This window comes from Maritimibacter alexandrii (assembly GCF_005871115.1).
Lineage (GTDB): Bacteria > Pseudomonadota > Alphaproteobacteria > Rhodobacterales > Rhodobacteraceae > Maritimibacter > Maritimibacter alkaliphilus.
Map to the genome: position 1 here is coordinate 161,784 of NZ_SWKQ01000013.1, position 25,183 is coordinate 186,966.

The following is a 25,183-nucleotide window of genomic DNA, read 5'->3' on the forward strand; positions in this document are numbered from 1 at the left end:
GCCTTGGCGCTCGACCGGATCGACCTCGCGGACATCCACGCGCCTGAGCGATTGGCGGCACGCCTGCACGCCCAGCTGGGCCCGGTGACCACGGCGGTTCCGGTCGTCGAGATCGCCCGGGGTCTCGACATCTCGGAGGTCCGTATCGACAGGTTCGACGGGTTCGAGGGCATGCTCCTGACGGACCGGGTCCGCAGCGACGGCGTGATCCTTGCAAACTGCCGCTATGGACACCAACGCGCCCGTTTCACGATCGCTCATGAACTCGGGCATTTCTTGCTCGAGCGCCACGAGGTCTCAAGCGAGACCAGCTTTCGCTGCACGCCCCGTGACATGCGCGAGACCCGCGAAGGTCGCAGGGAGCTGCGTCAGGAGGCCGAGGCCAACCGGTTCGCGATCGAGCTCCTGGCCCCGCCCGCCATGTTCGACCGGCACCTCTCTCGCGACCCGGACCTGCAAGACGCTCAGCACTTGCGCCGCGCCCTCGACCTCAGCCGCGAGGCCTGTATCCGGCGCATGGTCGAGCGCCGGGACGAGCCCCTGGCCGCGATCTGGTCGCACGAGGGCCGGGTGCGCTATTCCATTCGAGGAGACGCGTTCCCGTACCTCGCGCTCAATAAGAACGATCCTCTGCCAAAGATCAGCCAGGCGTTCAAAGTGGTCTCGAAAGGGGACCGGGGCATTACGACGTTCCGGGAGACCCACGCGGCAGCCTGGACGCGTCGCCCGGAGATCGAGATGTTCGAACAGACCCGCGTCGGTCGGGACGGTCATGCGGTGACCCTGCTTTGGGCGGACCTCCCCCCCGATGCCGACGAAGAGGACGATGGCGGTTTGCCCGAGCTGGGTGCGCCCGGCTTCCGCTGAACAGTCGGCTGAAACGGGATCCCTGTTCTTGCCACGTCTTTCCCTGTTTCCACCTAATGGATTCCCTGATCACGGGATCGGAATTCCCTGTTCTGAAAAGAACAGGGAATTGCCCCGCAAACCTCTGAAAACACGCGCCTATCCCGGGCGAGAATCCGCGGAATCGCGCGAAATCAGCGCTAGAAATGGAGAATTCCCTGTTAATTCCCTGTTAACAGCCAAACCCAGCCAAAACCGAACCCGCGAAAAGGGCGAACAGAGACACCTGCGGGAATTGGGACGGGAATGGCTGGAAAGGTGCGTCTCAGATAGGGCAGCGCGCAGCCAAACGCCCGAAATATCGCGGGAAATCGGCGCAAGGCGTCACTGGGGGAATGAGACGGGGGTGGGTGGCGGAGGAGGTGGGATTCGAACCCACGGTACGCTTTCACGCACGCCGGTTTTCAAGACCGGTGCATTCGACCACTCTGCCACTCCTCCGACAGGGGCATCGGATAGACCGGGCGGGGCGATTCTGGAAGGTGTGCCGTGTCATTCTGCCGGTAGCGCGGTTGTGCGCTTCGTTTGCACGCGCTTCCTGACCGGCGCAAAGCCACGGGCGAGGAGCTGGCGCAGGGCGTCGATCGTGGCCCATGCGACGGCGGATCGGGCCTCCGCCCCTCGGCGAAGGTAATGCGCGGTGTCGATGGAACCGTCGGCGGAGTGGCGGACGATGTGCTGGGGGTCGATGTGCATGGCGTTTCCTTTCGTGATGTCCGTCACGAGGATCGCAAAGGGCCGCGACCGGCGCTTGAAGATGACCTTGAGAAACCCTTGAGATCCGCTTGAGACACGCCAAGAGCGTTGCCCGAGCACCTTGTCTGGTGGTTTGGTGTGTCATGGCCCTGCGTTTCGGCACTTGCGAAATCGACACCGACGCACACGAATTCCGTTGCGACGGGTCGGTGATCGCGCTCGAACCTCAGGTGTTCGACCTACTGGTTCTGTTCGCCTCGAACCCGGGTCTCCTGATCGGTCGTGACCGGATCATCGACGAGATCTGGAACGGCAGGATCGTGTCGGATGCGGCGATTTCATCTCGGATCAACGCGGTGCGCCGCGCGGTCGGCGATGACGGAGCGCGCCAGATGGTGCTTCAGACGGTGCCGAGGCGCGGGTTCCGGTTCGTCGCGCAGGTCGAAAACGCGCAGCTCAAGGCGCGGGACACCAAACCGGGCGAACGGCAGGCGATCCGCATCGCGACATCGCAGGACGGAACTCGGATCGCTTTCGCGACCAGCGGCGCGGGTCCGGTCCTCTTGCGCGCGGGGCATTTCCTGACGCATCTCGAACGGGACTGGAGCAGTCCGGTCTGGCGCCCGATGCTGGATCGGCTGGCGACCGGGCGGCGGCTGGTTCGCTACGACCAGCGGGGCACCGGCCTGTCGGACCCGCATCCGCCCTCCCTCACGCTCGACGCGATGGTCGCGGACCTAACCGCCGTGGCGGATGCGGCGGGGGCGGATTGCGCCCCGATCTTCGCGGCCTCGCAGGGCGTTCCCGTCGCCATCGCGTTTGCCGCGGCCTGTCCCGACCGCGTTTCGCGGCTCGTGCTATACGGCGGCTTCTGCACCGGGCGGCGTGTCGGCGCGACGGAGGCGGAGCGGGCGCGTGCGGATGCCGTTCTGACACTTTTGCGCGAGGGCTGGGGGCAGCACGGCTCGGCCTTCGCGACGGCTTTCGCGACCCTCTACATGCCGGATGCGGATCAGGAGAAGATCGCCAGTATGACCGAGATGCAGCTCGCCTCGGCGAACCCCGACATGGCGGCGGCGCTTCGGATGGCGATCGACGGCTTCGATGTGCGTGAGTTGCTCTCACAGGTGCAGGCCCCGACGCTCGTGCTTCACATGCAAGACGATGCGGTCCAGCCCTGCGAACAGGCCCGTCAGATCGCCTCGGGCATTTCGGGGGCCGAGCTTCGGATCTTCGAAGGGCGCAATCATGTTCCCCTGCCCGGCCGTCCCGAGTGGGACGCGATCATGGACGCGACCGACGAATTTCTGGACCGAACGCTCTGACGCGCCGGAACTCGCGCATCGTGTCCGTCGGGCTTTTCTTGGCCCCGTCGAAAGGTTACACTCCCGCAAAACGCGCACCATAGGCGCGAGGCGGGCAGCGCGGCGGTCTGGAAGCATGACCCCGCAACAAGGGGCAAGACACGTGATGCATATGCGGACGACAGGGCGGCTGGTCATCGGACTGTGCGCCGCGCTCGTGCTGGCAGGATGTGAAGACGGGGCCGACCTCCCCGGCTTCCTGCAATCCAAACCCGACGGTGAAACGACGACCACCAGCCGGTCGACCCGGACGGTCGAGCGCGATGTCGAAGCCCCCGAGGTCTTTCAGGTCGCCGACAAGGGCCTTTGGGACGGTCGCCCGAGCCTGGGCGGTGTCTGGGTGGCGCATGAAGATGCCAAAGACCCGGAGCGCGTCATCATCCGCAACACCGCCAACTCCAAATTCGTGGTCGGCGTGCTCTACAGGCCCGAGCGTCAGCAACCGGGGCCGAAGATTCAGGTCTCGTCCGATGCGGCGGATGCCTTGGGTATGCTCGCAGGACAGCCCGCTGACCTGAACGTGACCGCGCTGCGGCGCGAAGAGGTGCCCGAAAACCAACCCGAAGACGCGGGCGAAACCGACACGATCGAAACCGAGGTCGCCGAAGCGCCGACCGTCGAGACCAAGCCGCTCGACCCGCTCGCCGCAGCCGCCCGCGCGCTGGACGAGGCCGAGGGCAAGCCCGTCGCGCAGCCCACGACCACGTCCTCGACCGTCGCGGCCGCAACCACGGCCCCGCAACGCACCGCGCCTGCCTCGAACCTGTCGAAACCCTATATCCAGATCGGCATCTTCTCGGTCGAGCAGAACGCCAATAACACCTCCGAGAGCCTGCGCCGCGCGGGGATGGTGCCGACGATCAAGCCGGGTAAGATGAGCGGCAAGGATTTCTGGCGAGTCATCGTCGGTCCGGCCGGCACCAGCGCCGAACGCGCCCAGCTTCTGAAGAAGATCAAGGATCTGGGCTTCACCGACGCCTACTACGTCACCAACTGACCATCGCCCGGATCGCCGGGCCAGCCGAGGACAAACAGATGCGACGCTGCCACGTCACGGCCCGCCTGCTCACCACGCTTTTGGCGGGCGTCATCGCCCTTCCCGCATTCGCATTCGAGACCAGCGCGCGTTCGGCCTATGTCGTCGATCTGACGACGAACACGGTGCTCTTGGAGAAAAACGCCCAAGTGCCGCTGCCGCCCGCGTCGATGTCGAAGCTGATGACGCTGAACATGCTGTTCGAGGCGCTCGAGGACGGTCGCGTGTCGCTCGACACCCAGTTCAACGTCAGCCAGCGCGCGATGGACATGGGCGGATCGACCATGTTCCTGACGACGCAGGATCGCCCCACGGTCGAAGAGCTTATCAAGGGGATCATCGTTCTGTCCGGCAACGACGCCTGTGTGGTGGTCGCCGAAGGGCTGGGCGGGACCGAGGATGCCTTCGCCTCGATGATGACCCAGCGGGCGCGCGCGTTGGGGATGGAGAATTCGACCTTCGGAAACGCCTCCGGCTGGCCGCATCCCGCGCAACGCATGAGCACCGAAGACCTTGCCATTCTGGCCGAACGCCTGATCGAGGAATTCCCCCAGTATTACCACTACTTCGGGATCGAAGAATTCCCCTATGACGGGCGCGCACCGGACAATAGGTTCAACCGCAATCCGTTGTTCGACCTCGGCCTCGGGGCCGATGGGCTCAAGACCGGGCATACGCAGGAAGCCGGGTATGGCCTCGTCGGTTCGGCCATGCAGGGCAACCGGCGGGTGGTGCTGGTGGTCTCCGGTCTCGACAGCGAAGCCGCGCGCCGGTCGGAATCCGCGGCGATCATCAACTTCGCCTTCCGTCAGTTCGTGATGCGCACGGCGGTGGAAAGCGGTCAGGTGATCGCGGAAATCCCCGTGTGGCTCGGCGAGGCCCAGACCGTCGCACTGGCCGCGCCCGAAGACGTCGAACTGCTGATCCCGGTGACCGCGCATGAAGGCATCAAGGGCGAAGTGACATGGAGCGGGCCTGTCGAGGCTCCGATCTCCAAGGGTGACGAGATCGCGACCTTCACCATCGTGCGCGAGGGGATGAGCGATACGGTCATCCCGCTCGTCGCCGCTGATGACGTCGCCGCCGCCGGCTTCCTGCCGCGCTTCACCACGGCGGCAGGACAGGTGTTTTCGATGGCCCGCGATCTGGCGGGTATCGGCGCCGGGGCCGAGGCCGAAGACGCCGCCACCGAAGAACCAGCGGTGAACTGACCCCGATGACGGGCCATTTCATTACGTTCGAGGGGATCGACGGGTCCGGAAAGTCGACACAGGCGCGGCTGTTGGCCGAAGCGTTGAAGGCCGAGGGCCGTGATGTCGTCGCCACCCGCGAACCCGGCGGTTCGCCGGGGGCCGAGGAAATCCGGCGTCTCGTGCTCGAAGGCGACCCGGACCGTTGGTCCGCCGAAACCGAGATCCTGCTGTTTACCGCCGCACGGCGCGACCATCTGGAACGGCTGATCGACCCGTCCCTCGCGGCGGGCAAGATCGTGATATGCGACCGGTTCGCGGATTCCACCCGCATGTATCAGGGCCTGCGCGGCCCGGGTCTGCGCAAGGTCGTCGATGACCTGCACAGGCTGATGATCGGGCGCGAGCCCGACCTCACATTCATCATCGACATGGACCCGACGACGGGACATGCCCGCGCCAAGGGCCGCAACGGAACCGAAGAACGGTTCGAGGATTTCGGGGCCGACCTACAGGTTCAGATGCGTGAGGGCTTCCTTGCACTCGCCAAGGCCGAACCGGGGCGATGCGTGGTCATCGACGGCGACGGGACGCCCGAGGCCGTGGCCGCCCGCGTGGCCGACGTCGCCCGCGACCGCCTCCCCGCCTGAGCTCAGAACCTGTCGCGCGGCAGGTCGAACAGCGCCTGCCAGTACTCGCGCGTCCGGTTCGCCTCCAACGCCCTTGCGAGGTCGTCGAAATGCGCCTGTGGCTTCAACCCGTAGCGCAAGCTGACCCAGATCGTGCGCGTCATGACCGACCAGAGCCGCGCGGGCCGCGCCTTGTAGAGCACGTAAGCCTCGGCTTCGGGCGTCTTGGGCGCGATGTAGTCCCGCGCGCCGACGTTGTTGGGCATCGGCACATAGGGGAAGCGGCGCGGCTTGCGGAACGGGCGCAGAAGCGGATTCACGGTGCACAACACGAAATCCCGCACCGACATCCAGACCATCGACGGGATCGAGGTATCGAGCGGTTCCAGCGTGCCTTCCTCGGTGTCGGGCAGCGCGTCGGGCGCAAGCTCAGGGTAAGGCGCAAGCTGGTTCAATTGCGCCATCAGCGCCATGTGGCGGCTTTCGCTGTCCGCGCCCAGCGCCGTGTCCAGCCCCGCCAGCACGTCCTGAATGGCCAGAATGTTCATGTCCGCCGCGCGGTAGCGGTTCTGGAACATGAACACGACGACGAAGCCCAGCAGGTAGTAAGACGCCGGGCGCCAGACAAGCTGCGGATAAAGGCTCGCCACGAACAGGCGATTGCGCATGTCGTAATATGTCAGCCAGTCGCTCGTCTTGTGGTGGAAGCTTTCGTGCCAGACCGCGACACCGGGCAGGCAGATCGTCTCGACCCCGTTCGCGGCCATCCGACAGCCGTATTCGATGTCGTCGCCACGAATGAAGATCGGGGTGGGCAGACCCAGACGCTTGATGGTCGCGGTCGGGATCACGCAGAACCACCAAGCGTTGTAGTCGATGCGCGGGGTGTCGTGGAACTGCGCCAGCCCTTCGGGCGTGGTCAGATCGGAGTTCTCCCCGATCGACTGAACGAACCGCTCCGGGTCGAGCTTCGCGCCCAGCTCGCGCAGGATCGTTGGGTCGTCGAGGTCGATCATCTGTCCGCCGACCGCCAGCTCGCCCTCGACATAGGCGAGGAATCCGAGCGCCCGGTTGACCACGCGCGGGTCGAGGATGATGTCGTCGTCCATAAGCAGGTGGTGTGTCGCGGGCGTGGCGACCGATGTCGCTTCGACCATTGTGCGGGTGAAGCCGCCGCAGCCGCCAAGGTTCGTCTGTTCGAGGATCGAAACGGTTTCCCGCTTGTCGATTTCGGCGATTGTCGGATTCGTGAAAGTCTTGCCCTGATTTGCCACCCAGATATGCAGGATCGCCGGATTCTGTTCTTGCAATTGTGCAAGTGCCGCCAGCGTGACCGCGAATTGCTCTTCGCGGTTGAAGGTGCACAGACCCACCGAAAGCGTGGGCGCGTGCAGGGGCGGAACGTCCGTGACCCATCCCAGATCGGTCAGTCGGGTGTCCGCCTCCGCCTCCACCCGGAAACTCACCCGCCCGGTCTTGGGCAGATCGTCCAGCCAGACGACCCCCGACCCGTCGAGCGCGGTGTCGGCAAGCGTTGCGAATTGCGCGCCATGGGCCGTGACGACGACCCGGATCGGTCCGGTCGCCGCAACCTCAAGCCCGACGCGCCCGATCTTGGTGTGACGGTGCCAGACATCCGGGAAGAAGGCGTTGAAATAACTGTCGAAATCGAAAGTGTCGCCCGCCGCCATCGACCAGGGCATCGGGCCATCGACCGCCTCGCCCGTCGCGCGGTAAAGCACGGCGGGGCGGCCGAAATCGGGGCCGATCACGTTTTGCAGTCTGTAAGCGGTCATCCCCTGCCCCCGGTCTCGTTCGCGACCGCAGGGCCGCCTGTCCTCAGAACGTGTTGGATAGGGATTTCATCAGATCCTGCAAGGGCCCTTCCCGGAGCCGCGAGAGGATTTCAGCCGTCGTGGTCAGCGAGTGACGGATCTGGTCCTCGGTATGCTCCGAGGTGATGAAGAACCTGAGCCGCGCCTGATTCATCGGCACGCCCGGGAAGGCGATGGGAAGGGCATTGATCCCCTCTTCCAACAGCACCTTGGATGCGGCGGCGGCGAGCGGCGAAGACCCCACCATGATCGGCGTGATCGAAGACCCGACCGATGCCCCCGTGTCCAGCCCAAGCGATTTGGCGACGTCGAGGAAGAACGACCCCCGCGCATGAAGCCGCGCCACCCGTTCGGGTTCGGCATGCATGATCTGGATCGCTTCGTTCGCGGCGGCGGCCAGCACAGGCGCGAGCGCGACCGAATAGACCGATCCCGGCGCCTCGTATTTCATCGCGTCGATCATCGCCGCGCTGCCGGCCAGATATCCGCCGGTCGACCCGAGCGACTTGGACAGGGTTCCCATCCAGATGTCGACCTCGTCGCCGGACAGCCCATAGTATTCGCGCATTCCGCCGCCGGTCTTGCCGATGCAGCCAAGGCCATGCGCCTCGTCGACCAGCAGCCAGAACCCGAAGCGTTTCTTCAGGTCGAGCACGCGCGGAAGGTCGGGAATATCCCCGTCCATCGAATAATGCCCCTCGACCAGCACGAGCGTATAGCGATACCGCCCTGCCGTTTCGGCGAGGATGGTTTCGAGCGCGTCCATGTCGTTATGCGGGAAACTGCGGCGGGTCGCACCCGACAGCGTGGCCCCGACCGAGGCGGAGTTGTGGATGTAGCTGTCGTAAATGACCAGATCGTCCTTGCCGACGACCGTCGCCACGGCGGACACGTTGGTCGCGTGGCCCGACACGAAGGTCAGCGCATCCTCGACGCCGTAATGCGCCGCCAGCCTGCCTTCGAGTTCGCGGTGGATCGGGCGTTCGCCCGCCGTCAGGCGGCTGGCGGAGGCCGACACGCCATAGGTGTCGATGGCCGCTTTCGCGACTTCCGCAGGCCGCGGATCGGCGTTGAGGCCGATGTAGTCATAGGAGCCGAAGTTGATGACGTCGCGGCCCTCGATGCGCGAAATCGCGCCCGGATGCCCGTCATGCTGTCGGAAGCTCGGGTCGCCCAGATCGTGCAGTTTGGAAATCTGGCGCAGCGCCAGCCGTTCCTTGTATCCCGCAAGCTGGTCGAACGACGGGTTCGGCTTGTGGTCGATGATCGGGCCGCTCTTGTTCGACGGCTTTTTCTGTGCGGCGCGCGCGGCACTCAGCGCCCGCGCGCGCGCGTCACCCGACAGGGCATTCGAGCCAGAGGTCATTCCGCCGCCTCGCTCCGCGTGGAACCCATGTGCTGCGTGGCGAGGGTCTTGACCGCCGATGCGGCTTCGTTCCCGCCTCCGTCCGCCGAAGCGCCGGATTGGATATGCGTCACGAAAATGCCCGCGATCTTGGTGATCGACAGATCGTCGCCCAGCGACGGCACCGGAAGATCGTCACCCAGCACCTTTTGCGCCGCCAGCGTCAGTTCCACGCCCATCAGGCTGTCCATACCGTATTCCGCCAGCGGACGGGTCGGCGACAGCGTGTTTTCCGGCACCCGCAGGATCGAAGCGATCTCGGTCTTGAGATAGGCGGTCGCGCGTTTCACGGCCTTGTCGAACGGCAGCGCCTCGAGGTCGGCGCGCAGCGTGCCGAGGCTCTGCGACGATCCGCCCGCCTCGCCCATCCGGCGCAAGAGGCCGAAGGTCGGACGACGCAGGTTGCCGAGCGTTCCGATCGACGGGCCCCAGCCCATCGGCGTCACGGTCAGGACATTGCCCCGCACCTTCTGCGTCAGCGCGAATTCCTGTGCCCGAAGCGCCTGATCGGCCGAGAATTTCACGTTGCCCGACATCTGGAGCAGCATGTTGCGCTTGGCCGTATCGCGACGCAGGTAGCCCACATCGGTGATCGCGCCCCAGCCCATCGCGCGGGCATGACGCCCGGTCGCGGCCCGCGCCTCGATCAGCGATTCCTGATAGGCGTTCGCGGCGACATAGGCTGCCTGACCGTGGTTGCCGATCAGGTTGGCAAGCGACGTGTAGGCCACGAAGACCTGAAGATCGTCGTCCCGCGTCGCCGCGTCGAGATTGGCGAGGCCCTTGGTCTTGACCGGCAGAACCTTGTCGAGCTGCGCCCGGTCGATGTCGCCCATCGCGCGGTCTTCCAGCACCATCGCCGTGTGGAACACCCCGTGGATCGGCGCGACCTTGCGCAGGTCGTCCAGAACAGCGTTCAGGCTGTCCAGATCGGTGATGTCGCAGGACACGACACGCAATTCATCTACGCTGCGCTCGATCTTGTCGACCAGCACCTTGGTCTCGGCGTCCATCTCGGTCCGACGCCCGAGCAGCGCGACGTGGGTCAGATCCCCGCTCGCCAGCCATTTGGCGGTTTCGAGCCCCATACCGCCAAGCCCACCGGCCAGAACGAACCAGCCACCCGGACGCGGGCGGAACAGCGGCTCCCAATCCGTCGCGACGTCGTTCGGGCGCACCACGACTTTGCCGATATGGCCGGACCGCTGCATGAACCGGAAGGCTTCGATCACGTCGCCGCCCGAGAATTCAGTGAACGGCAGCGGCGCATAGCGGCCTTCGCTGATCCCGGCCATCACACGGCGGAATTCACGGCTCGCGATATCCGGACGGTCGGCCAGCAGGCTGTCCACATCGATCCCGTGGTACGCCACGTTGTTCTTCAGCGGCCGCAGGCCAATGCCGGTATTCGTATAGTAATCCTGCTTCCCAAGCTCCAGGAACCGGCCATAGGGTCGCAAAAGTGCAAGGCTCTGCTCCATCGCCTGACCCGCGAGCGAGTTCAGGACGACGTCGACCCCCTGCCCGCCCGTAATCTCGCGCACGGCGGCGGCAAAGCCGGATTCACGCGACGAGACGACGTGCTCGACACCCATCGAGCGCAGAAGCTGCTGCTTCACCGGGCTGCCGGCGGTCGCGATGACGGTCGCGCCGATGTCTTTGGCGATGGCGATGGCCGCAAGGCCGACACCGCCGGCCCCGCCGTGGATCAGGACGGTTTCGTCCGGCTGAAGATTGCCGAGCGTCACCATCGCGTAATAGGCGGTGAAATAGGCGACCGGAAGGGTCGCGGCCTGCGAGAACGACACGCCCTCGGGAAGCTTCGAAAGCCATTTGGACTGGCTGACGATATGCGATGCGAAACAGGACGGACCGAAGGCGACGACGGGGTCGCCGACCTTGAATTCGGTCACACCCGGGCCGACCCGCGACACGCGCCCGGCGCATTCCAGACCGAGCGTCGGCCCGGCAAACCCGGTTTCCAGCGCCTCTTCGGGCAGAAGGCCCATCGACCACATCACGTCGCGATAGTTCAGGCCGGTGGCCGCGATCTCGACCTCGACCTCGTCGTCGGCCAGATCCATGCGCTCGAAACTTTCCCAAGACAGGGCGTCCAGACGGCCCGTCACGGACTTGCGCAGACGCGTGCTGAGTTTTCCGTCGCCGGACAATTGCGTCACGGCACCATCCGCGAGCGGCAGGCCGGTTTCGACGCGCAGCCCCAGAACGCCGGTTTCGGCGAGCACGATCTCGCTTTCACGCGGCGCGTGGGCTTCGATCCGCGACAGCAGCGCGGCCAGCGACGCCGGGACCGAGATATCGCTGCCGGACGCGTCGATCGCATGGATCGCGACGCCGGGGTTTTCGTTCGCAGCTGTCCGCAACATCGCCCAGATGGCGTGCTGAACCGGGTCCGACACCGGGCCACCCGCATATTGCGCGCCTTTCGGCAGCACGGCGAGCACGCCACGATTTTCGGCGACCGCTTCGGCCACGATATCGCGTGCGAACAGGACACGGTCCGCCAGTTCGCCCTCGTCCGCGCCCGTGGCCCCGAACAGAACGAGCGGAGCGGCGGCGGCTTCGGGTTCGAGAACCGTCATCACACCGTCCCGTTTGGTGACGGGGCCGTGCAGATGCGTGATTGCCTTCGTCCACAGGTCCAGATCGCTCTTGGCGACCTCGTCGGGGGCGACATGCGCCGCTTCCGTCGCTGCGGAGGCCAGCTTGGCCATGACCAGCGTGCCGCCAGCGGCGCCATCCGGAAGATCCTGTTGCAGAACGGTTTCGAGGCCAAGCTCGGTCAATTGCGCCACGAGCCGGTCCACGTCGCCGCGCCGGACAAGGTTCGATTTCGACGGCATGACGGCACGGCGGAACGCCGACATCGCCGGAACCACCACCATGACGACGCCGGTCGGCGCAAGCACGCCTTTCAGACGTTCGTCCATCCAGTCTTCGAAAAGTTGGAGCGGGTCGTCCACCAGCACGACATCGAGTTCTGCGGTTTCACCCCATTTGACGGCCCGCATCTGGACCGACACCATGCCCTCTTCGCCATCGGCGGACATGATCTGAACCCGTTCGAGACCGGGATGATCGCCCTTGATCGAATGCTGGAGCAGGTCGAAACCGGACATCGCGCCGATCTGGATCGACTCGGTGCGCGGCACCCGTGCCACGATGCTGTCGAGTGCGGCGGCGATCAGGCGATCGCGGCGCGCGACGTGTGGCCCGGCGTCGAGCGCCTGCACGGCCTCACGGCCGAACAGCACTTCGGGTTCCGGGGCGGGATTGTCGTTCGCGATCTGCGACAGGACGTCGTCCAAGGCCGCAGGCAGACGCAGGATCAGCGCGATCAGACCGATAAGGTCGGGGCGTTCTTCGAGCAGCGCCTGACCGATCAGGTCGGCATCCGGCAGGTCGCAGTCCTCGGCGATATGCCACTCGCCATGCGTCGCGCCCTGCCATGCAAGGTCGAGACGGGCGAGAACGTCGATCAGGCTGCCCTCGACGCCTTCCTCGGGGCGGCGCATCTTGTAAAGACCGTCCTTGCCCACGACTTTGCGGAACGCGCTCCACACGGCCTGTTGCGCCGCGGCATCCAGCAGAAGAAGGGCGTCGTCGTCCGCCTCCTCGGGCGTGAGCGCCGTGTTCAGGGCCGTTTCGACGATGTCGGTCGCGATGACACCCGGCTCCGACAGGATCGGGCGCGCTTCGACATGGAACGCCTGCCGCGCGAAATTGATCTGCGGAATGATCTGTGTCGCGCGCAGGCGCAGGCCTTCGACCTCGACCACGACCTCACCCGCCGGACCGAAGCCCACCACGTCGGCATGGATCGACTGATCCCCCCAACGGCGCAGGTGGATGCGCCCCGACACGAGTTCGACGCCCGGCGCGTGAACCTGAATGCGTCCCATACGGACCGGCAGAAGCGCCTGACGGGCATCCGCGAAGTCGGTGTTCGCCGAGATCGCGATGAGGCCATGCAGAAGACAATCGAGCTGGGCCGGATCGAAACCGTGGATGGCCGGGTCCGACGCGATGGTCAGCCCCTCGCGCAAGATCACGTCGATGTCGTCGCCATTCCGGCGGGCATGCTTCAAGCCCTTGAAATTCGGCCCGTAATAAAGCCCGATGCGTTCGGCATCCTCATAGACCCAGTTCGAGATATCCTCGTTCGGCGCAATCTCGCCCGGCGCGTCCAGCGCGGGTGCGACCGGGGGCTTGCTGTGCATGACGAAGCGCGCGCGCATGTTCTCGCGGAAGGCGTCTTTCGACAGCCGCGCGCGCGACATGATGCGGATCGTGCCGGCATTGGCATCGGCCTCGGTCTGGATTTCGACTCCGGTCGAGGTCGACAGAACGATCGGCGCGAACAGGTCCATGTCGTAGATTTCGACGGTCTGACCCTTGGCCTCGACGCTGGCGGCGGCATAGGCCATTTCGGCAAAGGCGGTGCCCGGCAGGAGCACGCTGTCGCCCACCTTGTGATCGGCCAGCGCGGGGAAGAGGTTGTCGTCCAGATCGCGGCGCCAGACACCGGATTCACCGGCGAGCGGCGCCCCCAGAAGCGGGTGGTGTTCGCCATCGGTGCCAAGAAGCTTGCTCAGTTCCTGACTGTTGGTGGCGCGCAGCTCCTCATTCTGGAAGGCATAGCGGGGCAGGCTGACCAGCGGACCAGTGGTCGCCGCGAACGTCGCGTTCTCTTCCGTGCGAATGCCCGCAAGAACGGCGCGCAAGGCGGCACGGGCCACGGGGTTCGCCGTTTCCGGGTCGTTCTTGGCAAGCGTATGCACGACGGCGCAGTGGCGTGCGTCGTCGTCGAGCGAGTCGGTGATGTAGTTCGGCAGAACCGGCTGTGCGCCGACTTCGAGGAAGGCCGAGTATCCGGCATCGCGCGCGGCTTCCACCGCCGCCTTGAACTGCACCGGCTGACGGACGTTGGCCCACCAGTAGTCGGTGGTCAGGTCGGTGCCGTCGACCAGCGCGCCGGTCGTGGTCGAGAACATCGGCACGCGGCTTTCCGACGGCACGATATCGGACAGGCCTTCCTTCAGCTCGGCTTCCGAGGACTGAAGGATGGCGCTGTGGAACGGGTAGTTGATGTCGAGCATCACGCAGGCTTGGCGATGCGTGCGCTTGGCCCATTTGGCGAACGCCTTGAGCGGTTCGGTGGGGCCTGCGAGTGTGACGCTGCGTGGCGAGTTGATCGCCGCGAGCTCGATATCGGCATCGCCGAATTCGTCGAGCAGCGCACGGGTCTGTTCGGCGCTGGTTTGCAGCGCCGCCATCGTGCCGGTGCCAGCGAACTGCAACTGCGTGCGGCTGCGGCTCACCGCCAGATGCGCGGCCTGCTCCAGCGACAGAGCGCCCGCGGCCCAGGCAGCAGCGACTTCGCCGCCGGAATGACCGATGACCGCCGCCGGAACGATGCCGCGCTTGGCGAGTGCGACGGTCTGGGCGATCTGGTCGGCGATGACGAGGCCCTGAATGACGCGACAGTCGCCCCATTCCTGCGACAGCGTCTCGGAGTTCATCTTGTCGATGACCGACCAGCCCATCATCTCGGTGAAGAGCGCGTCGAATTCCTCATAAGCTGCGCGGTAGTCCGCATCCTTGCGGAACGGCAGGCGGCCCATGCCGAGGTATTGCGAGCCATTGCCGGAATAGACGAAGACCGGCGCTTCGTCCCGCTGGCGGCCTTCGTAGGCGACGAACCGCGGGTCTTTCTGTCCCGCCGCATAGGCGCGAAGCGCCTCGGCGGCTTGCGCGCCATCCTCGGCCAGAACGCCAAGACGTTTGGGATGCAGGCCGCGCTGGTGCCACGCCTGTTCGGGAAGCGCGCCGGGGTTCAGCGCCGCAGGCGCCTCCATGCGGTCGGCATAGGCGGTCGCGAGATCCTTGAGCGCCCCGTCGCTGAAGGCCGACGTGACGAAGATGCGGTCCGGGCTGGTGGGGGCCGCCGGGGCGGTGGCCTTGGGCGGGGTCACGCCTTCGAGGATCACGTGACCGTTCACGCCCCCGAAACCAAAGGAGCTGACGCCGCAGAACAGCGGGCCGTCCCCCAGATCGACGCTGTCGCGCGCGAGCACGAGTTTCTGTTCGTCGAAGTCGATATGCGGGTTCAGGTTCTCGGCGTGGAGCGAGCGCGGCAGACGCCGATCCTCCATCGCGATGAGCGCCTTGAGCATCCCGACCATGCCGGACGCGGGTTCGAGGTGGCCGACGTTGGATTTGGCCGACCCGATGGGCAGCGGCGATTTGCGGTGCTTGGACACGGCGCGGCCGAGGGCGTGGGCCTCGATCGGGTCACCGACAAGCGTTCCGGTGCCGTGCGCCTCGACGAAGGACAGATCGTCAGGGGTGATCGTCTGACGGTCGTAAAGCCGGGCGAGCAGTTCGTACTGCCCCTCTTCCGCCGGAAGCGCCACGTTCATCGTATAGCCGTCGGCGTTCGTCTCGGAATCCACGACGCGCGCCTTGGCGGTCACCGGAACGTCCGACGAATTCTGTAGCACCATGGCAACACAACCCTCGGCCCGAACATAGCCATCGGCCTTGTCCGAGAAGGATTGGCACAGCCCGGTGGGCGACAACATGCGTGCGGCCGAGAAGCCCGCGAAGCTCGACGGAGACAGCAGAAGGTTCACACCGGCCACGATCGCGGTGTCGATATCGCCCCGCGACAGGGCTTGGCGCGCCTGATCCATCGCGACCAGCGACGAGGAACAGGCGGTATCCACCACGAACGACGGGCCGCGCAGATCGAAGCCATGCGAAATCCGGTTGGCGACCAGCGACAGGGTGTTGCCCGTCATCAGGTAGCTGTCGACCAGCGACGGGTCGCGCCCGAGGACCGAGCCGTGGTCCATGCTGGAGGCGCCGACATAGACGCCCACGCGCTTGCCCGCGAGTTTGGAGGAATCGAGGCGCGCGTCCTCCATCGCTTCCCAAACCACCTGCAAAAGAAGGCGTTGCTGCGGGTCCATCTGAACCGCTTCGCGCGGCGAAAATTTGAAAACGGAAAGGTCAAATCCCCAGATGTCGTCGAGGACACCTGCGCGGAACGTGTAGGACTTGCCTGCCACGCCCTGCTTGGGGTTCATGAAAAGACTGTGCGCAAAGCGGTCCTGCGGCACTTCGCTGACAGCGCACCGACCCTCCTGCAAGAGGGTCCGAAAGGCTGCGACGTTCGGGCTTCCCGGCAGTCGACAGGCCTGTCCAATTATGTAAGTGGCATCCATCGGCCGAATTCCCAGGCCCCTATCTTAGTCCGATTCGTGTTCGGATTCGTCTGCTACGATTTTGAACGGCATCTGTTATCGTGCCTTAATGGAGATATCTACCCAATCTTCCAAGTCCAACATCGTGTTTTGACGAACTCTTTCCGGCTGTCTATCAAACTCACCGTGTTTCGCCCAGCTATGTCAACCGCATATGGTGCACGGGCGCATCACTCGGCGGCAAACCCGCCATGTCATTGGGAAGAGCATGAAAACACTAACGACCCATATCCGAGTGATCCTGGCACTCGTATTACGCGAGTCCCGCGTGCGCCACGGCCGGTCCAAGGCGGGCTACACATGGGCCATCGTCGAGCCGGTGCTCCAGATCACGATCCTGACGATCCTGTTTCGCGAGTTCAGGGGCGGAAGCGACGGAAGCGGGGCCGAGTTTGCGCTGTTCTTCGCCACCGGCGTCCTGTCCTTCAATATGTTCAGGAACACCGCCGCCTATATCATGAACGCGTTCGAGGCGAACCGGGCGCTGTTCAACTATCCGATGGTCAAACCGATCGACGCCGTTCTGGCCCGGCTGGTTCTGGACCTCGCGACCAATATTCTGGTCATGGCGATCGTGCTTGGCTTCCAGATCACCTTCATGGACGTGCCGCCGCCCGAGCATGTGCCGCTCATGGCCCTGCCCCTCGCATTACTCGCGCTCATGGCGCTTGGCGCGGGGCTGTCGCTGGCCGTCATCAAGCGGTTCCTGCCGTCTGCGCAGAACCTGTATCACATCATCATGGGGCCGGCGTTCTTCGTCTCGTGCATCTTCTTTTCGCTGTCGAGCATCCCCACGCAATACCGGATGATTCTGTGGTGGAATCCGCTGGTTCACGGTGTTGAGGGGTTTCGTGTCGGGTACTTTGCGGACTATTCAGCGCCGGACATCAACCTTCTCTATCTCTTCACCTGGGTGTGTTGTCTCAACTTTTTCGGGTTCGTGGGCGAATGGCTGACAAGATTCAAGACAACATGATCGAGCTTCAGAACGTCTCGAAGTCCTACACGATCAAGGGGGGACGTCGGAACATTCTGAACGGTGTCTCGATGGCGCTGCCGTGGGACAATATCGCGATCCTCGGGCGCAACGGGGCGGGGAAGTCGACCTTCCTGCGCATGATCGCCGGGATCGAAGAGCCGGACGGGGGCGACATCCGGCGCAACAAGACGATCTCGTGGCCGCTCGGCTTTCGTGGGAGCTTCCACCGCGAGCTGTCGGGGGTAGAGAACGTGCGCTTCGTCGCGCGGATCTACGGTCAGGACACCGAAGAGATGGTCGAGAAGGTCAGGGATTTCGCCGAACTCGGTCAGTTCTACCACGAGCCGGTGAAGACCTATTCCTCCGGCATGGGCGCTCGTCTGGCCTTCGGTGTGTCGATGGCCGTCAATTTCGAGGTCTACCTCGTGGACGAGATCATGGCGGTCGGCGATGCCCGGTTCAAAGCCAAGTCGAAGAAGGCTTTTCAGGACCGCCTCCCCTACTCTCGCCTCGTCATGGTGTCCCATTCGATGAACAACCTGCGCGAGTATTGCCAGACCGGCCTCGTTCTCGACAGTGGCAAGATGACGTATTACGAGGACATCGAAGACGCGATCAAAAGGTATGAGCAGCTCAACGAAGCGTGAGACGCCATATCTCGTGAGGCTTGCGAGGCCACGGGATTATGCCTAGATAGAAACGGTTTACACATGGACAATGCCAATGTCGCCTGACGCGCAGACCCAAAAGCGCAACGAAGACACCAAGCCTGCGCCGGACAAAAAGCCCGCGCCGCAGAAAGTGCATGTCCTGAACGCGAACGAGGCCCAGAAGCGGTCGATGCGGGCACAGGCCCGCCGCCGGTGGCTGACGCGCCTCAGCTTTCTGTTCCTCGTCGTCATCCCGACGGCGCTGACCGCCCTCTACTTCTTCCACTTCGCGGCCGACCGCTATGCCGTCGAAGCCAAGTTCGCGGTGCGCTCGCCGTCCAGCACGGTGCCTTCGGGCGACCTCCTGAGCATGATGACGACGATGACCAGCGCCGGGTCCACGATGAGCGACAGCTATATGCTGGTCGATTTCATCGAGAGTCGCGATCTGGTCGACCAGTTGGAAGACAAGGTCGATCTGGTCGAGATCTACCACACCGAACAGGCGGACTTCCTTACCAAGCTCAAGGCCGATCCGACCGCCGAAGAACTGCGCAAGTATCTGAATCGGTGGGTGGATATCTATTTCGACACCGCCTCGCAGATCCTGACGCTTCGGGTGCAGACCTTCGATCCGGAAAGCGCGCAAGCACTGTCGGCGGCGATCCTCGAGGTCGCTTCGGACCTCGTGAACGAAGTGTCCGAACAGGCCCGGTTCGACTCCATGGCCAGCGCCGAACGCGAAGTCGCCCGGATCGAACAGCAGCTCGACGAACATCGTCAGGCGATGGTCGCCTTCCGCGACGAACGGCAGGATGTCGACCCCGAAGCCTCCGCCGGGGCGCAGATCGAACTCCTGACACAGCTTGAGGGCCAGCTTTCCTCGTCCCGCGCCCGGCTGAACTCGCTCCTCACTTATCTGAGCGAAGATGCGCCGACCGTCCGGGTTCTGAAAACCGAGATCGAGTCGATGGAGCGGCAACTGGAAGAACAGCGCCAGCGGCTGGGCACCGGCACCGCCAACACCTCACAAAGTGGCGATCTTGCAGAGGGCAACGCAGAGTTGAGCATGTCCGAACGGCTCGGCATCTACGAAGGTCTGGCCGTCGACATGGAATTCCTGCGGCAGGCCTATGTGACCGCACTCGCCGCCCGCGAGGGTGCGCGGCTCGAAGCCGACAAGCAGCAGCGGTATCTCGCCTCCTTTGTGAAACCGTCGCTGCCCGAGCAGTCGCTCTATCCCAAACGGCTTCAGACGACGCTGGTCTTCTTCTGCTTCGCCGTGATGATCTGGGGCATCTCGCTGATGATCATCTACGTGGTGCGCGAACACGCGAACTGACCTGCCTCGCGCGGTCTATCCGCCGGAAACGACAGCCGAAATCGCACTTGCCGTCATCAGGTCGAGGTGTGCGCCGCCCCCGTTCTTGTAGACCGTGATCTCGTCCTCGGACGCCCGGCCCGACGCGCGGCCCGAGATCAGGTCGTAAAGGTCCGCCCGCAGATCGTCTTCGGTGATGATCCCGGCCTCCAAGGGAATCTTGTACTCGCCGATATGGTGCAGCGTCGTGGCGCGGGCATCGGCGAACAGGGTGCCGCGTGTCAGCACCACATCGTCGGCTTCGCGCATGTCCGCCTTAAAGGCACCGATCAGATCGACATGCGTGCCGGGGGCGAGCCATTCACCGCAGATCACCGGCGACCGCGCCATCGTGGCCGACGACACGATATCGGCCTGCGCGACGGCCTGCGACAGATCCTCCGCCGCCCGAACGGCGGGGCCAAGGTGCGTAAGGTCTGCGGCAAGCGCCTCGCCCTGTTCCATGCGCCGCGCCCAGATCGTGATGGTTTCGAGGGCCGGGAAAATCGCGGCATAGGCCTCGGCGAGGTTTGCCGCCACGGTGCCCGCGCCGACGATGACGAGGTGTCGGCTGTCGGGTCGCGCAAGCAACCGCGCCCCAAGCGCGGAATCCGCCGCCGTCTTCCATTTCGTCACCAGCGCGCTGTCGATGATCCCGGTCGGCGTCCCGGTGTCGGGGTCGAACACCAGCATCGCACCCTGCACGGTCGGCAACCCCCGCGCCGCGTTCCCATCGGTCACGGTGAAGGTTTTGACGCCGTAGCCCAGCCCCTCGATATAGGCGCCGCGGCTCATCAGCGTGCCCGTGGGCGGCCCGAGAAACAGGTCGCCCACGTCGGCGCGCGGCAACGTGTGACCATGTGCCAGCGCGTCGACCACGGCGGGCCATGTGAGGAGGGCGTCAGCGGTTTCGGCGGTGATGAAGGGCAATGTCATGCCCCTGCATCGCCCGCCGTCCCTGCCCCGTCAAGCGCGAGGGCCGGTCCCCGTGTCAGCCCATCCGCTCGGATTTGTAGCTGTCGGGGCTGGCCGGGAAGACCACCGTCTTGTCGTCGTTCAGGAACGAGCGGCGGTTGATATGCGCATGAACCGCGCGGGCCAGAACCTGACTTTCCACGTCGCGCCCGAGGGACACGTAATCGCCGGGGCTTTGCGCATGGGTCACGCGCACCGTGTCCTGCTCGATGATCGGGCCTTCGTCGAGGTCGGCGGTCACGTAGTGGGCGGTGGCCCCGATCAGCTTCACGCCCCGCTGGAACGCCTGCTTATAGGGGTTGGCCCCCTTGAACGACGGCAGGAACGAATGGTGGATGTTGATGATCCGCCCCGACATTTCCTTGCAAAGACGGTCCGACAGGATCTGCATGTAGCGCGCCAGCACGACGAGGTCGGCACCGGACTCGGTCACCACGTCCATCAGCCGGGCTTCGGCTTCGGGCTTGTTCTCTTTCGTCACCTTGATGTGGTGGAACGGCAGATCGTGGTTCACCACGAGTTTCTGATAGGTCATGTGGTTCGACACCACGCCCACGATGTCGACCGGCAGCGCGCCGATGCGCCAGCGATAGAGCAGATCGTTCAGACAATGGCCGAAGTTCGACACCATGATGATGACCTTCATCCGCTCGGATGTGTCGTGCATCCCCCACTCCATGCCGAATTCCTCGGCGATCGGGGCGAAGCCTTCCTTGAGGTCTTCCAGCTCGGTCCCCGTTTCGGGGGCGCAGGTGATGCGGGCGAAGAAGCGGCCCGTTTCGGCATCGTCGAACTGCGCGGAATCCGTGATGTTGCAGCCTTTTTCAAAGAGATAACCCGAAATCGCCGCGACGATCCCGCGGCGGGAGGCACAACGAACGGTCAGGACAAAGGCGGTCATTTTGGTCTCTCTTCTGTTTTTCGCGTCTCGCCGTAGAGACAATTCCCGTTACCGCAGGTCAACGCCCTTCCACGTGCGAAAAGGGACATTCTGCACACCGGAGCGACACGGGCGAATGCAAAGATGCGCGGATCGGGAATTCCGTTCCGATAAGCGCACGGCGTTTCCTCTCCCCTAACCCCTCACGTTTGCGGATTGACAATCGTTGCATTTGCAACGATAAGCGTGGAATACGGACGGAGGACACGCCATGAAGATCGAGAAAATCCACCACGTCGCCTATCGCTGCCGCGATGCGAAAGAGACCGTCGAGTGGTATGGCAAGATGCTGAACATGGATTTCATCCTCGCCATCGCCGAGGATCACGTGCCCTCGACCCATGAACCGGACCCCTACATGCATGTCTTCCTCGATGCGGGCGACGGCAACGTGCTGGCGTTCTTCGAACTGCCGACGAAACCGGACATGGGCCGCGACCCGAACACGCCGGAATGGGTTCAGCACATCGCGTTCAAACTGGCCGACCGCCCGGCCCTGATCGACGCCAAGACGCATCTGGAGGCCAAAGGGGTCGAGGTGCTCGGGGTCACCGATCACTCGATCTTCCACTCGATCTACTTCTTCGACCCGAACGGTCACCGCATCGAACTCGCCTGTCCCGACCCGGCGGAAGATGAGATGCTCGCCCGGCTGAACGACGTGAAATGGGAAATGCTCGAAGAATGGTCGCGCACCAAGAAAGCGCCGCGCCACGCGGACTGGATGCACGCCAAGGAACTCAGCGAGGTCTGAGGGCGCTCAGGCCCCCTCCTGCCCCTCGTCGTCGATCACGACCGGCTGCGGCGGATCTTCGAAGATCGCCCAGCCATAGGCGCGCTCGGTTTCGGGAATGTCCTCGGGCTTCATGTTCATCGCCATATAGGTCTTGGCGATGAAATTCGCGGTGATCGGTGCCGTCAGGAACAGGAAGATCGTGATGAGCAACTCGTGAAAGCTGAGTTGCCCCTTGATGAGCCCGAAATACAGCATCGACGCGATCAACACGCTGCCCACCCCCAGCGTCGTCGCCTTGGTCGGAGCATGAAGCCGCTGCATCGTGTCGCGCAGTTTGACCAGGCCGAACGACCCGGCGAGGCCGAAGATGCCCGCGAGGACCAGAAAGACCGTAATCAGGATTTCGTAGAACATCTCCATCTCAGCCCCTCACTCGATGATGTCGCCGCGCAGCAGGAAGCGGCAATAGGCGACCGTCGACACGAAACCGACCATCGCGACCAGCATCGACGCCTCATAGTAGGTCGCGGTGCCGCCCTGAATGCCGTAGAGCACGATCAGGGCGATCACGTTGATGACCATGGTGTCGAGCGCGAGGATGCGGTCGGCGGCCTGCGGGCCGACGGCGATGCGGTAGAGGTTGAACAACAGGCCGACCCCGAAGCAGCCCATCGCGAAATACAGCGCCATGTCGATCATGGGAAAATCTCCTTCAATCGCCGCTCATAGCGGTGCTTGATGTCTTGACGCACCGCGTCCGGGTCGTTCGTGTGCAGGCAATGGACCAGAATGTTTCCGCCATCCGCCGACAGCATGGCCGACACGGTGCCGGGCGTCATGGTGATCGTCCCGGCGAGCACCGTGATCGCCTCGGCCGAGGTCAGTTCGAGCGGCACGTTGACCCAGTGGCTTTCGATCTTCTTGTTCGGCTTGAACAGGATGATGAGCGCGACCTCGACATTCGCGACGATGATGTCCCAAAGCACGACCAGCACGTATTCCAGAACCTTGAACGGCTTTTGCACCTTGGGCCGGTCCGGCCAATAGGGCGCGGTGAACACCGGCACGGCGAGGCCGAGGAACGCGCCCAGCACGATGTTGCCGACCGTGACCTTGTTCACGAGCAGGATCCAGACGATCAGAAGCAGGATACTGACGATCGGGTGGGGGATCAGGCGTCTCAGCATGGATCAGTGTCCCCCGTCTTTCGCAGACCCGTCGTCATCGTGCTCCGCGGCGTCTTCGTCGTAGGCCGCATCTTCCTCGCCGTGATGATCGTCGGGATAGGGCTTCAGCCCATCGGGGTTTTCAAGGACCGCCGACACATAGGCGTTGCGGTCGAACAACTGATCCGCCGTCAGTTCGAAATACCGCGCGGCGGGGCCGGCGAAGATCGACAGCGCCGCCAACATGCCGATGGCCGCCATGGTCGGGGCGACTTCCCAAGCCTTGGCCGGGTCGCGGGTGATCGGAACCTCTTCCTTTTCCTCGTCTTCGGAAATCACGTTCTCCGGCAGGACGAAGGCGGTCGATTTCCAGAACAGCGCCGATCCGGCCCGCGCGAAGCCGACGATCGTGAAGAGCGAGCCGACAAGGATCGCGGTCCAGGCCCAGCCGATCTCGGCCGGGTCGCGCAGGTTGTCGAGGACGAAGAGCTTGCCGAGGAACCCCGACAACGGCGGCATCCCCGCCATGCCGATGGCCGCTCCGAAGAAGAGCGCGGCGAACAGGCCGTTCTGAACCGTGGCGGGCAGCGTGGTCAGCGTGTCGCCGGGGCGGCGCGTCACCACGAGATCGGCGATGAGGAACAGCGCGGCGGCGGCGAATGTCGAATGAACGAGGTAATAAAGCGCCGCCGTCGTCGCGCCGGGGGTGAAGGCGGAAATGGCGAGCATCAGGGTGCCCATCGACCCCAGAACCGAAAACGCGATCAGCGGCATCAACCGGCGCGCACCGAGCACGCCGAAGGCCCCGATCCCCACGGTCACGATGGCGGCCGCGAACAGCCACAGACCGGCCATGTCGCCCGTCGCCGGAATGTCGGGACCGAAGACGATCGTGTGGACGCGGATGATGGCATAGGCCCCCACCTTGGTCATGATCGCGAACAGCGCCGCCACCGGCGCGGGCGCGTTGGCATAGGTTCCCGGCAACCAGAACTGCACCGGAAACAGGGCCGCCTTGACCGCGAAAACGATCATCAGGAGCATCGCGGCGACGCGCACGATGGCCGCATCCTCGACCGGAATTTCGCGCAGGCGCACGGCGAGATCGGCGATGTTCAGCGTGCCGGTGGACGCGTAAAGCGTGCCCAGCGCGAACAAGAACAGCGTGGACCCGGCAAGGTTCATGATGACGTATTGCAAGCCGGCCCGCATCCTCTCACGTCCGCCCGAATGAATCATCAGACCGTAGGAGGCGATGAGAAGCACCTCGAAGAACACGAACAGGTTGAAGACGTCCCCGGTCAGGAAGGCACCCGAGATGCCCATGAGCTGAAACTGGAACAGCGCATGGAAATGCAGCCCCTTCTGATCCCAGTTGGACGCGACGGCGTGGACGAGCACGATGAGCGCGAGGACCGAAGTGAGCAGCACCATGAGGGCCGACAGCCGGTCGAGCACAAGCACGATCCCGAAGGGCGCAGGCCAGTTGCCGAGCCGATAGACGAAGGTCTCGCCCGGGGCGGCGCTTGCGAACAGCCCGGCGGCAATGGCGACAAGGCCGATGGTCCCCACGATCGAAGCGATCCGCGCGATCAGGATGTCGTATCGCATGACATAGCCGATGATCGGCGCCAGCAGCGCAGGCAGGATGACGGGGGCGATGATCCAGTGGGTCATTTCACCGGCTCCTCCTCATCCTCGTCTCCGCGCTCGATATCGACCTTGTCCGTCCCGGTCTCGAGAAATGCGCCGATGGCGATCATCACGAGAACGGCGGTCATGCCGAAGGAAATCACGATTGCGGTCAGCACCAGCGCCTGCGGCAGCGGATCGGTATAGGAGGCGTCGCCGTATTTCAGGATCGGCGGCAGGTTCACCGAAAGCCGCCCCGAGGCGAAGATGAACACATTCACGGCGTAGGACAGCAGCGCCAGCCCGAGGATCACGGGAAAAGCGCGCAGGCGCAGGATCAGGTAGACCCCGGCAGCGGTCATGGCACCCACAGAGGTCGCGACGATCAGTTCCAT

The 25,183-nt window shown here is 64.4% G+C and carries 20 protein-coding genes and 1 tRNA gene; 9 read left to right on the plus strand and 12 right to left on the minus strand.

Annotated features, from left to right (window positions below):
- Positions 1-3 precede the first annotated feature (3 nt).
- Positions 4-867, plus strand: a complete 864-nt coding sequence (locus FCT00_RS13375; RefSeq protein ID WP_138423427.1) for an ImmA/IrrE family metallo-endopeptidase — start codon at positions 4-6, stop codon at positions 865-867.
- 390 nt (positions 868-1,257) lie between these two features.
- Here the strand turns inward: FCT00_RS13375 and FCT00_RS13380 are convergent.
- Together FCT00_RS13380 and FCT00_RS13385 are read right to left on the minus strand one after the other, a co-directional pair.
- Positions 1,258-1,347: transfer RNA gene (locus tag FCT00_RS13380), tRNA-Ser, on the minus strand.
- A gap of 51 nt (positions 1,348-1,398) precedes the next feature.
- Positions 1,399-1,629: a hypothetical protein gene (locus FCT00_RS13385; protein ID WP_138423428.1), complete on the minus strand. Its 231-nt coding sequence runs from the start codon at positions 1,627-1,629 to the stop codon at positions 1,399-1,401.
- Positions 1,630-1,745: 116 nt separating this feature from the next.
- Here FCT00_RS13385 and FCT00_RS13390 point away from each other — a divergent pair, with 116 nt between their 5' ends.
- The 4 genes from FCT00_RS13390 (at position 1,746) to tmk (ending at position 5,842) form a co-directional block, all read left to right on the plus strand.
- Positions 1,746-2,927: an alpha/beta fold hydrolase gene (locus tag FCT00_RS13390; RefSeq protein ID WP_138423429.1), complete on the plus strand. Its 1,182-nt coding sequence runs from the start codon at positions 1,746-1,748 to the stop codon at positions 2,925-2,927.
- Between the two features lie 145 nt (positions 2,928-3,072).
- Complete coding sequence (locus tag FCT00_RS13395; protein ID WP_008330148.1) at positions 3,073-3,963, plus strand: SPOR domain-containing protein; 891 nt, start codon at positions 3,073-3,075, stop codon at positions 3,961-3,963.
- Between the two features lie 38 nt (positions 3,964-4,001).
- Positions 4,002-5,213, plus strand: coding sequence for a D-alanyl-D-alanine carboxypeptidase family protein (locus FCT00_RS13400; protein WP_138423431.1), 1,212 nt, complete (start codon positions 4,002-4,004; stop codon positions 5,211-5,213).
- Between the two features lie 5 nt (positions 5,214-5,218).
- Positions 5,219-5,842 carry a dTMP kinase gene (tmk, locus tag FCT00_RS13405; protein WP_008330151.1) on the plus strand — a complete coding sequence of 208 codons (624 nt, stop codon included), beginning with the start codon at positions 5,219-5,221 and terminating at the stop codon, positions 5,840-5,842.
- 2 nt (positions 5,843-5,844) lie between these two features.
- Here tmk and FCT00_RS13410 read toward each other — a convergent pair whose 3' ends face one another.
- Genes FCT00_RS13410 through FCT00_RS13420 form a run of 3 tightly spaced genes read right to left on the minus strand, consistent with a single transcriptional unit; the run spans position 5,845 to position 16,311 of the window.
- Positions 5,845-7,617: a glycosyltransferase gene (locus FCT00_RS13410; protein ID WP_138423432.1), complete on the minus strand. Its 1,773-nt coding sequence runs from the start codon at positions 7,615-7,617 to the stop codon at positions 5,845-5,847.
- A gap of 43 nt (positions 7,618-7,660) precedes the next feature.
- Positions 7,661-9,022 carry an aminotransferase class I/II-fold pyridoxal phosphate-dependent enzyme gene (locus tag FCT00_RS13415; RefSeq protein ID WP_138423433.1) on the minus strand — a complete coding sequence of 454 codons (1,362 nt, stop codon included), beginning with the start codon at positions 9,020-9,022 and terminating at the stop codon, positions 7,661-7,663.
- Complete coding sequence (locus tag FCT00_RS13420; RefSeq protein ID WP_138423434.1) at positions 9,019-16,311, minus strand: type I polyketide synthase; 7,293 nt, start codon at positions 16,309-16,311, stop codon at positions 9,019-9,021. Before FCT00_RS13420 ends, FCT00_RS13415 begins: the two co-directional genes overlap by 4 nt.
- 247 nt (positions 16,312-16,558) lie before the next feature.
- Here FCT00_RS13420 and FCT00_RS13425 point away from each other — a divergent pair, with 247 nt between their 5' ends.
- From FCT00_RS13425 to FCT00_RS13435, 3 genes are all read left to right on the plus strand, one after another.
- Positions 16,559-17,326, plus strand: coding sequence for an ABC transporter permease (locus FCT00_RS13425; RefSeq protein WP_161600684.1), 768 nt, complete (start codon positions 16,559-16,561; stop codon positions 17,324-17,326).
- Positions 17,299-17,976 (plus strand): ABC transporter ATP-binding protein, encoded by a 678-nt coding sequence (locus tag FCT00_RS13430; RefSeq protein ID WP_235889080.1) that lies wholly within the window; start codon positions 17,299-17,301, stop codon positions 17,974-17,976. The genes FCT00_RS13425 and FCT00_RS13430 overlap by 28 nt, the downstream gene beginning before the upstream one ends.
- Positions 17,977-18,052: 76 nt before the next feature.
- Entirely contained in the window at positions 18,053-19,321 is a 1,269-nt protein-coding gene (locus FCT00_RS13435; RefSeq protein ID WP_138423435.1) for a hypothetical protein, read from the plus strand.
- Between the two features lie 15 nt (positions 19,322-19,336).
- Here the strand turns inward: FCT00_RS13435 and FCT00_RS13440 are convergent, their stop codons facing one another.
- Together FCT00_RS13440 and purU are read right to left on the minus strand one after the other, a co-directional pair.
- The gene (locus FCT00_RS13440) at positions 19,337-20,275 is read right to left on the minus strand and encodes an ornithine cyclodeaminase family protein (protein WP_138423436.1); all 939 of its coding nucleotides are present in this window, start codon (positions 20,273-20,275) and stop codon (positions 19,337-19,339) included.
- 55 nt (positions 20,276-20,330) lie between these two features.
- Positions 20,331-21,215, minus strand: a complete 885-nt coding sequence (gene purU / locus FCT00_RS13445; RefSeq protein ID WP_008330167.1) for a formyltetrahydrofolate deformylase — start codon at positions 21,213-21,215, stop codon at positions 20,331-20,333.
- Between the two features lie 250 nt (positions 21,216-21,465).
- On the opposite strand from purU, the gene FCT00_RS13450 reads away from it, so the two are divergent.
- Complete coding sequence (locus FCT00_RS13450; protein WP_138423437.1) at positions 21,466-22,008, plus strand: VOC family protein; 543 nt, start codon at positions 21,466-21,468, stop codon at positions 22,006-22,008.
- 6 nt (positions 22,009-22,014) lie between these two features.
- Here the strand turns inward: FCT00_RS13450 and FCT00_RS13455 are convergent, their stop codons facing one another.
- The 5 genes from FCT00_RS13455 to FCT00_RS13475 are packed head-to-tail and all read right to left on the minus strand — an operon-like array spanning position 22,015 to position 25,183.
- Positions 22,015-22,410 (minus strand): Na+/H+ antiporter subunit G, encoded by a 396-nt coding sequence (locus tag FCT00_RS13455; RefSeq protein WP_008330170.1) that lies wholly within the window; start codon positions 22,408-22,410, stop codon positions 22,015-22,017.
- 9 nt (positions 22,411-22,419) lie between these two features.
- The gene (locus FCT00_RS13460; RefSeq protein ID WP_008330172.1) at positions 22,420-22,689 is read right to left on the minus strand and encodes a K+/H+ antiporter subunit F; all 270 of its coding nucleotides are present in this window, start codon (positions 22,687-22,689) and stop codon (positions 22,420-22,422) included.
- Positions 22,686-23,177: a Na+/H+ antiporter subunit E gene (locus FCT00_RS13465; RefSeq protein ID WP_138423438.1), complete on the minus strand. Its 492-nt coding sequence runs from the start codon at positions 23,175-23,177 to the stop codon at positions 22,686-22,688. The genes FCT00_RS13460 and FCT00_RS13465 overlap by 4 nt, the downstream gene beginning before the upstream one ends.
- 3 nt (positions 23,178-23,180) lie before the next feature.
- Complete coding sequence (locus tag FCT00_RS13470; protein WP_138423439.1) at positions 23,181-24,833, minus strand: monovalent cation/H+ antiporter subunit D; 1,653 nt, start codon at positions 24,831-24,833, stop codon at positions 23,181-23,183.
- On the minus strand, positions 24,830-25,183 hold the full coding sequence (locus FCT00_RS13475; RefSeq protein WP_008330177.1) for a Na+/H+ antiporter subunit C: 354 nt from the start codon (positions 25,181-25,183) through the stop codon (positions 24,830-24,832). The genes FCT00_RS13470 and FCT00_RS13475 overlap by 4 nt, the downstream gene beginning before the upstream one ends.

Excerpts from the sequence above, each read along its gene's own strand:
- FCT00_RS13395 (WP_008330148.1), top strand. The coding sequence starts at position 3,073 with ATGCATATGCGGACGACAGGGCGGCTGGTCATCGGACTGTGCGCCGCG.
- FCT00_RS13475 (WP_008330177.1), bottom strand. The coding sequence starts at position 25,183 with ATGGAACTGATCGTCGCGACCTCTGTGGGTGCCATGACCGCTGCCGGG.
- FCT00_RS13455 (WP_008330170.1), bottom strand. The coding sequence starts at position 22,410 with ATGGAGATGTTCTACGAAATCCTGATTACGGTCTTTCTGGTCCTCGCG.
- FCT00_RS13400 (WP_138423431.1), top strand. The coding sequence starts at position 4,002 with ATGCGACGCTGCCACGTCACGGCCCGCCTGCTCACCACGCTTTTGGCG.
- FCT00_RS13415 (WP_138423433.1), bottom strand. The coding sequence starts at position 9,022 with ATGACCTCTGGCTCGAATGCCCTGTCGGGTGACGCGCGCGCGCGGGCG.
- tmk (WP_008330151.1), top strand. The coding sequence starts at position 5,219 with ATGACGGGCCATTTCATTACGTTCGAGGGGATCGACGGGTCCGGAAAG.
- purU (WP_008330167.1), bottom strand. The coding sequence starts at position 21,215 with ATGACCGCCTTTGTCCTGACCGTTCGTTGTGCCTCCCGCCGCGGGATC.
- FCT00_RS13430 (WP_235889080.1), top strand. The coding sequence starts at position 17,299 with ATGGCTGACAAGATTCAAGACAACATGATCGAGCTTCAGAACGTCTCG.
- FCT00_RS13440 (WP_138423436.1), bottom strand. The coding sequence starts at position 20,275 with ATGACATTGCCCTTCATCACCGCCGAAACCGCTGACGCCCTCCTCACA.
- FCT00_RS13435 (WP_138423435.1), top strand. The coding sequence starts at position 18,053 with ATGTCGCCTGACGCGCAGACCCAAAAGCGCAACGAAGACACCAAGCCT.
- FCT00_RS13420 (WP_138423434.1), bottom strand. The coding sequence starts at position 16,311 with ATGGATGCCACTTACATAATTGGACAGGCCTGTCGACTGCCGGGAAGC.
- FCT00_RS13460 (WP_008330172.1), bottom strand. The coding sequence starts at position 22,689 with ATGATCGACATGGCGCTGTATTTCGCGATGGGCTGCTTCGGGGTCGGC.
- FCT00_RS13410 (WP_138423432.1), bottom strand. The coding sequence starts at position 7,617 with ATGACCGCTTACAGACTGCAAAACGTGATCGGCCCCGATTTCGGCCGC.
- FCT00_RS13390 (WP_138423429.1), top strand. The coding sequence starts at position 1,746 with ATGGCCCTGCGTTTCGGCACTTGCGAAATCGACACCGACGCACACGAA.
- FCT00_RS13450 (WP_138423437.1), top strand. The coding sequence starts at position 21,466 with ATGAAGATCGAGAAAATCCACCACGTCGCCTATCGCTGCCGCGATGCG.
- FCT00_RS13470 (WP_138423439.1), bottom strand. The coding sequence starts at position 24,833 with ATGACCCACTGGATCATCGCCCCCGTCATCCTGCCTGCGCTGCTGGCG.
- FCT00_RS13425 (WP_161600684.1), top strand. The coding sequence starts at position 16,559 with ATGAAAACACTAACGACCCATATCCGAGTGATCCTGGCACTCGTATTA.
- FCT00_RS13465 (WP_138423438.1), bottom strand. The coding sequence starts at position 23,177 with ATGCTGAGACGCCTGATCCCCCACCCGATCGTCAGTATCCTGCTTCTG.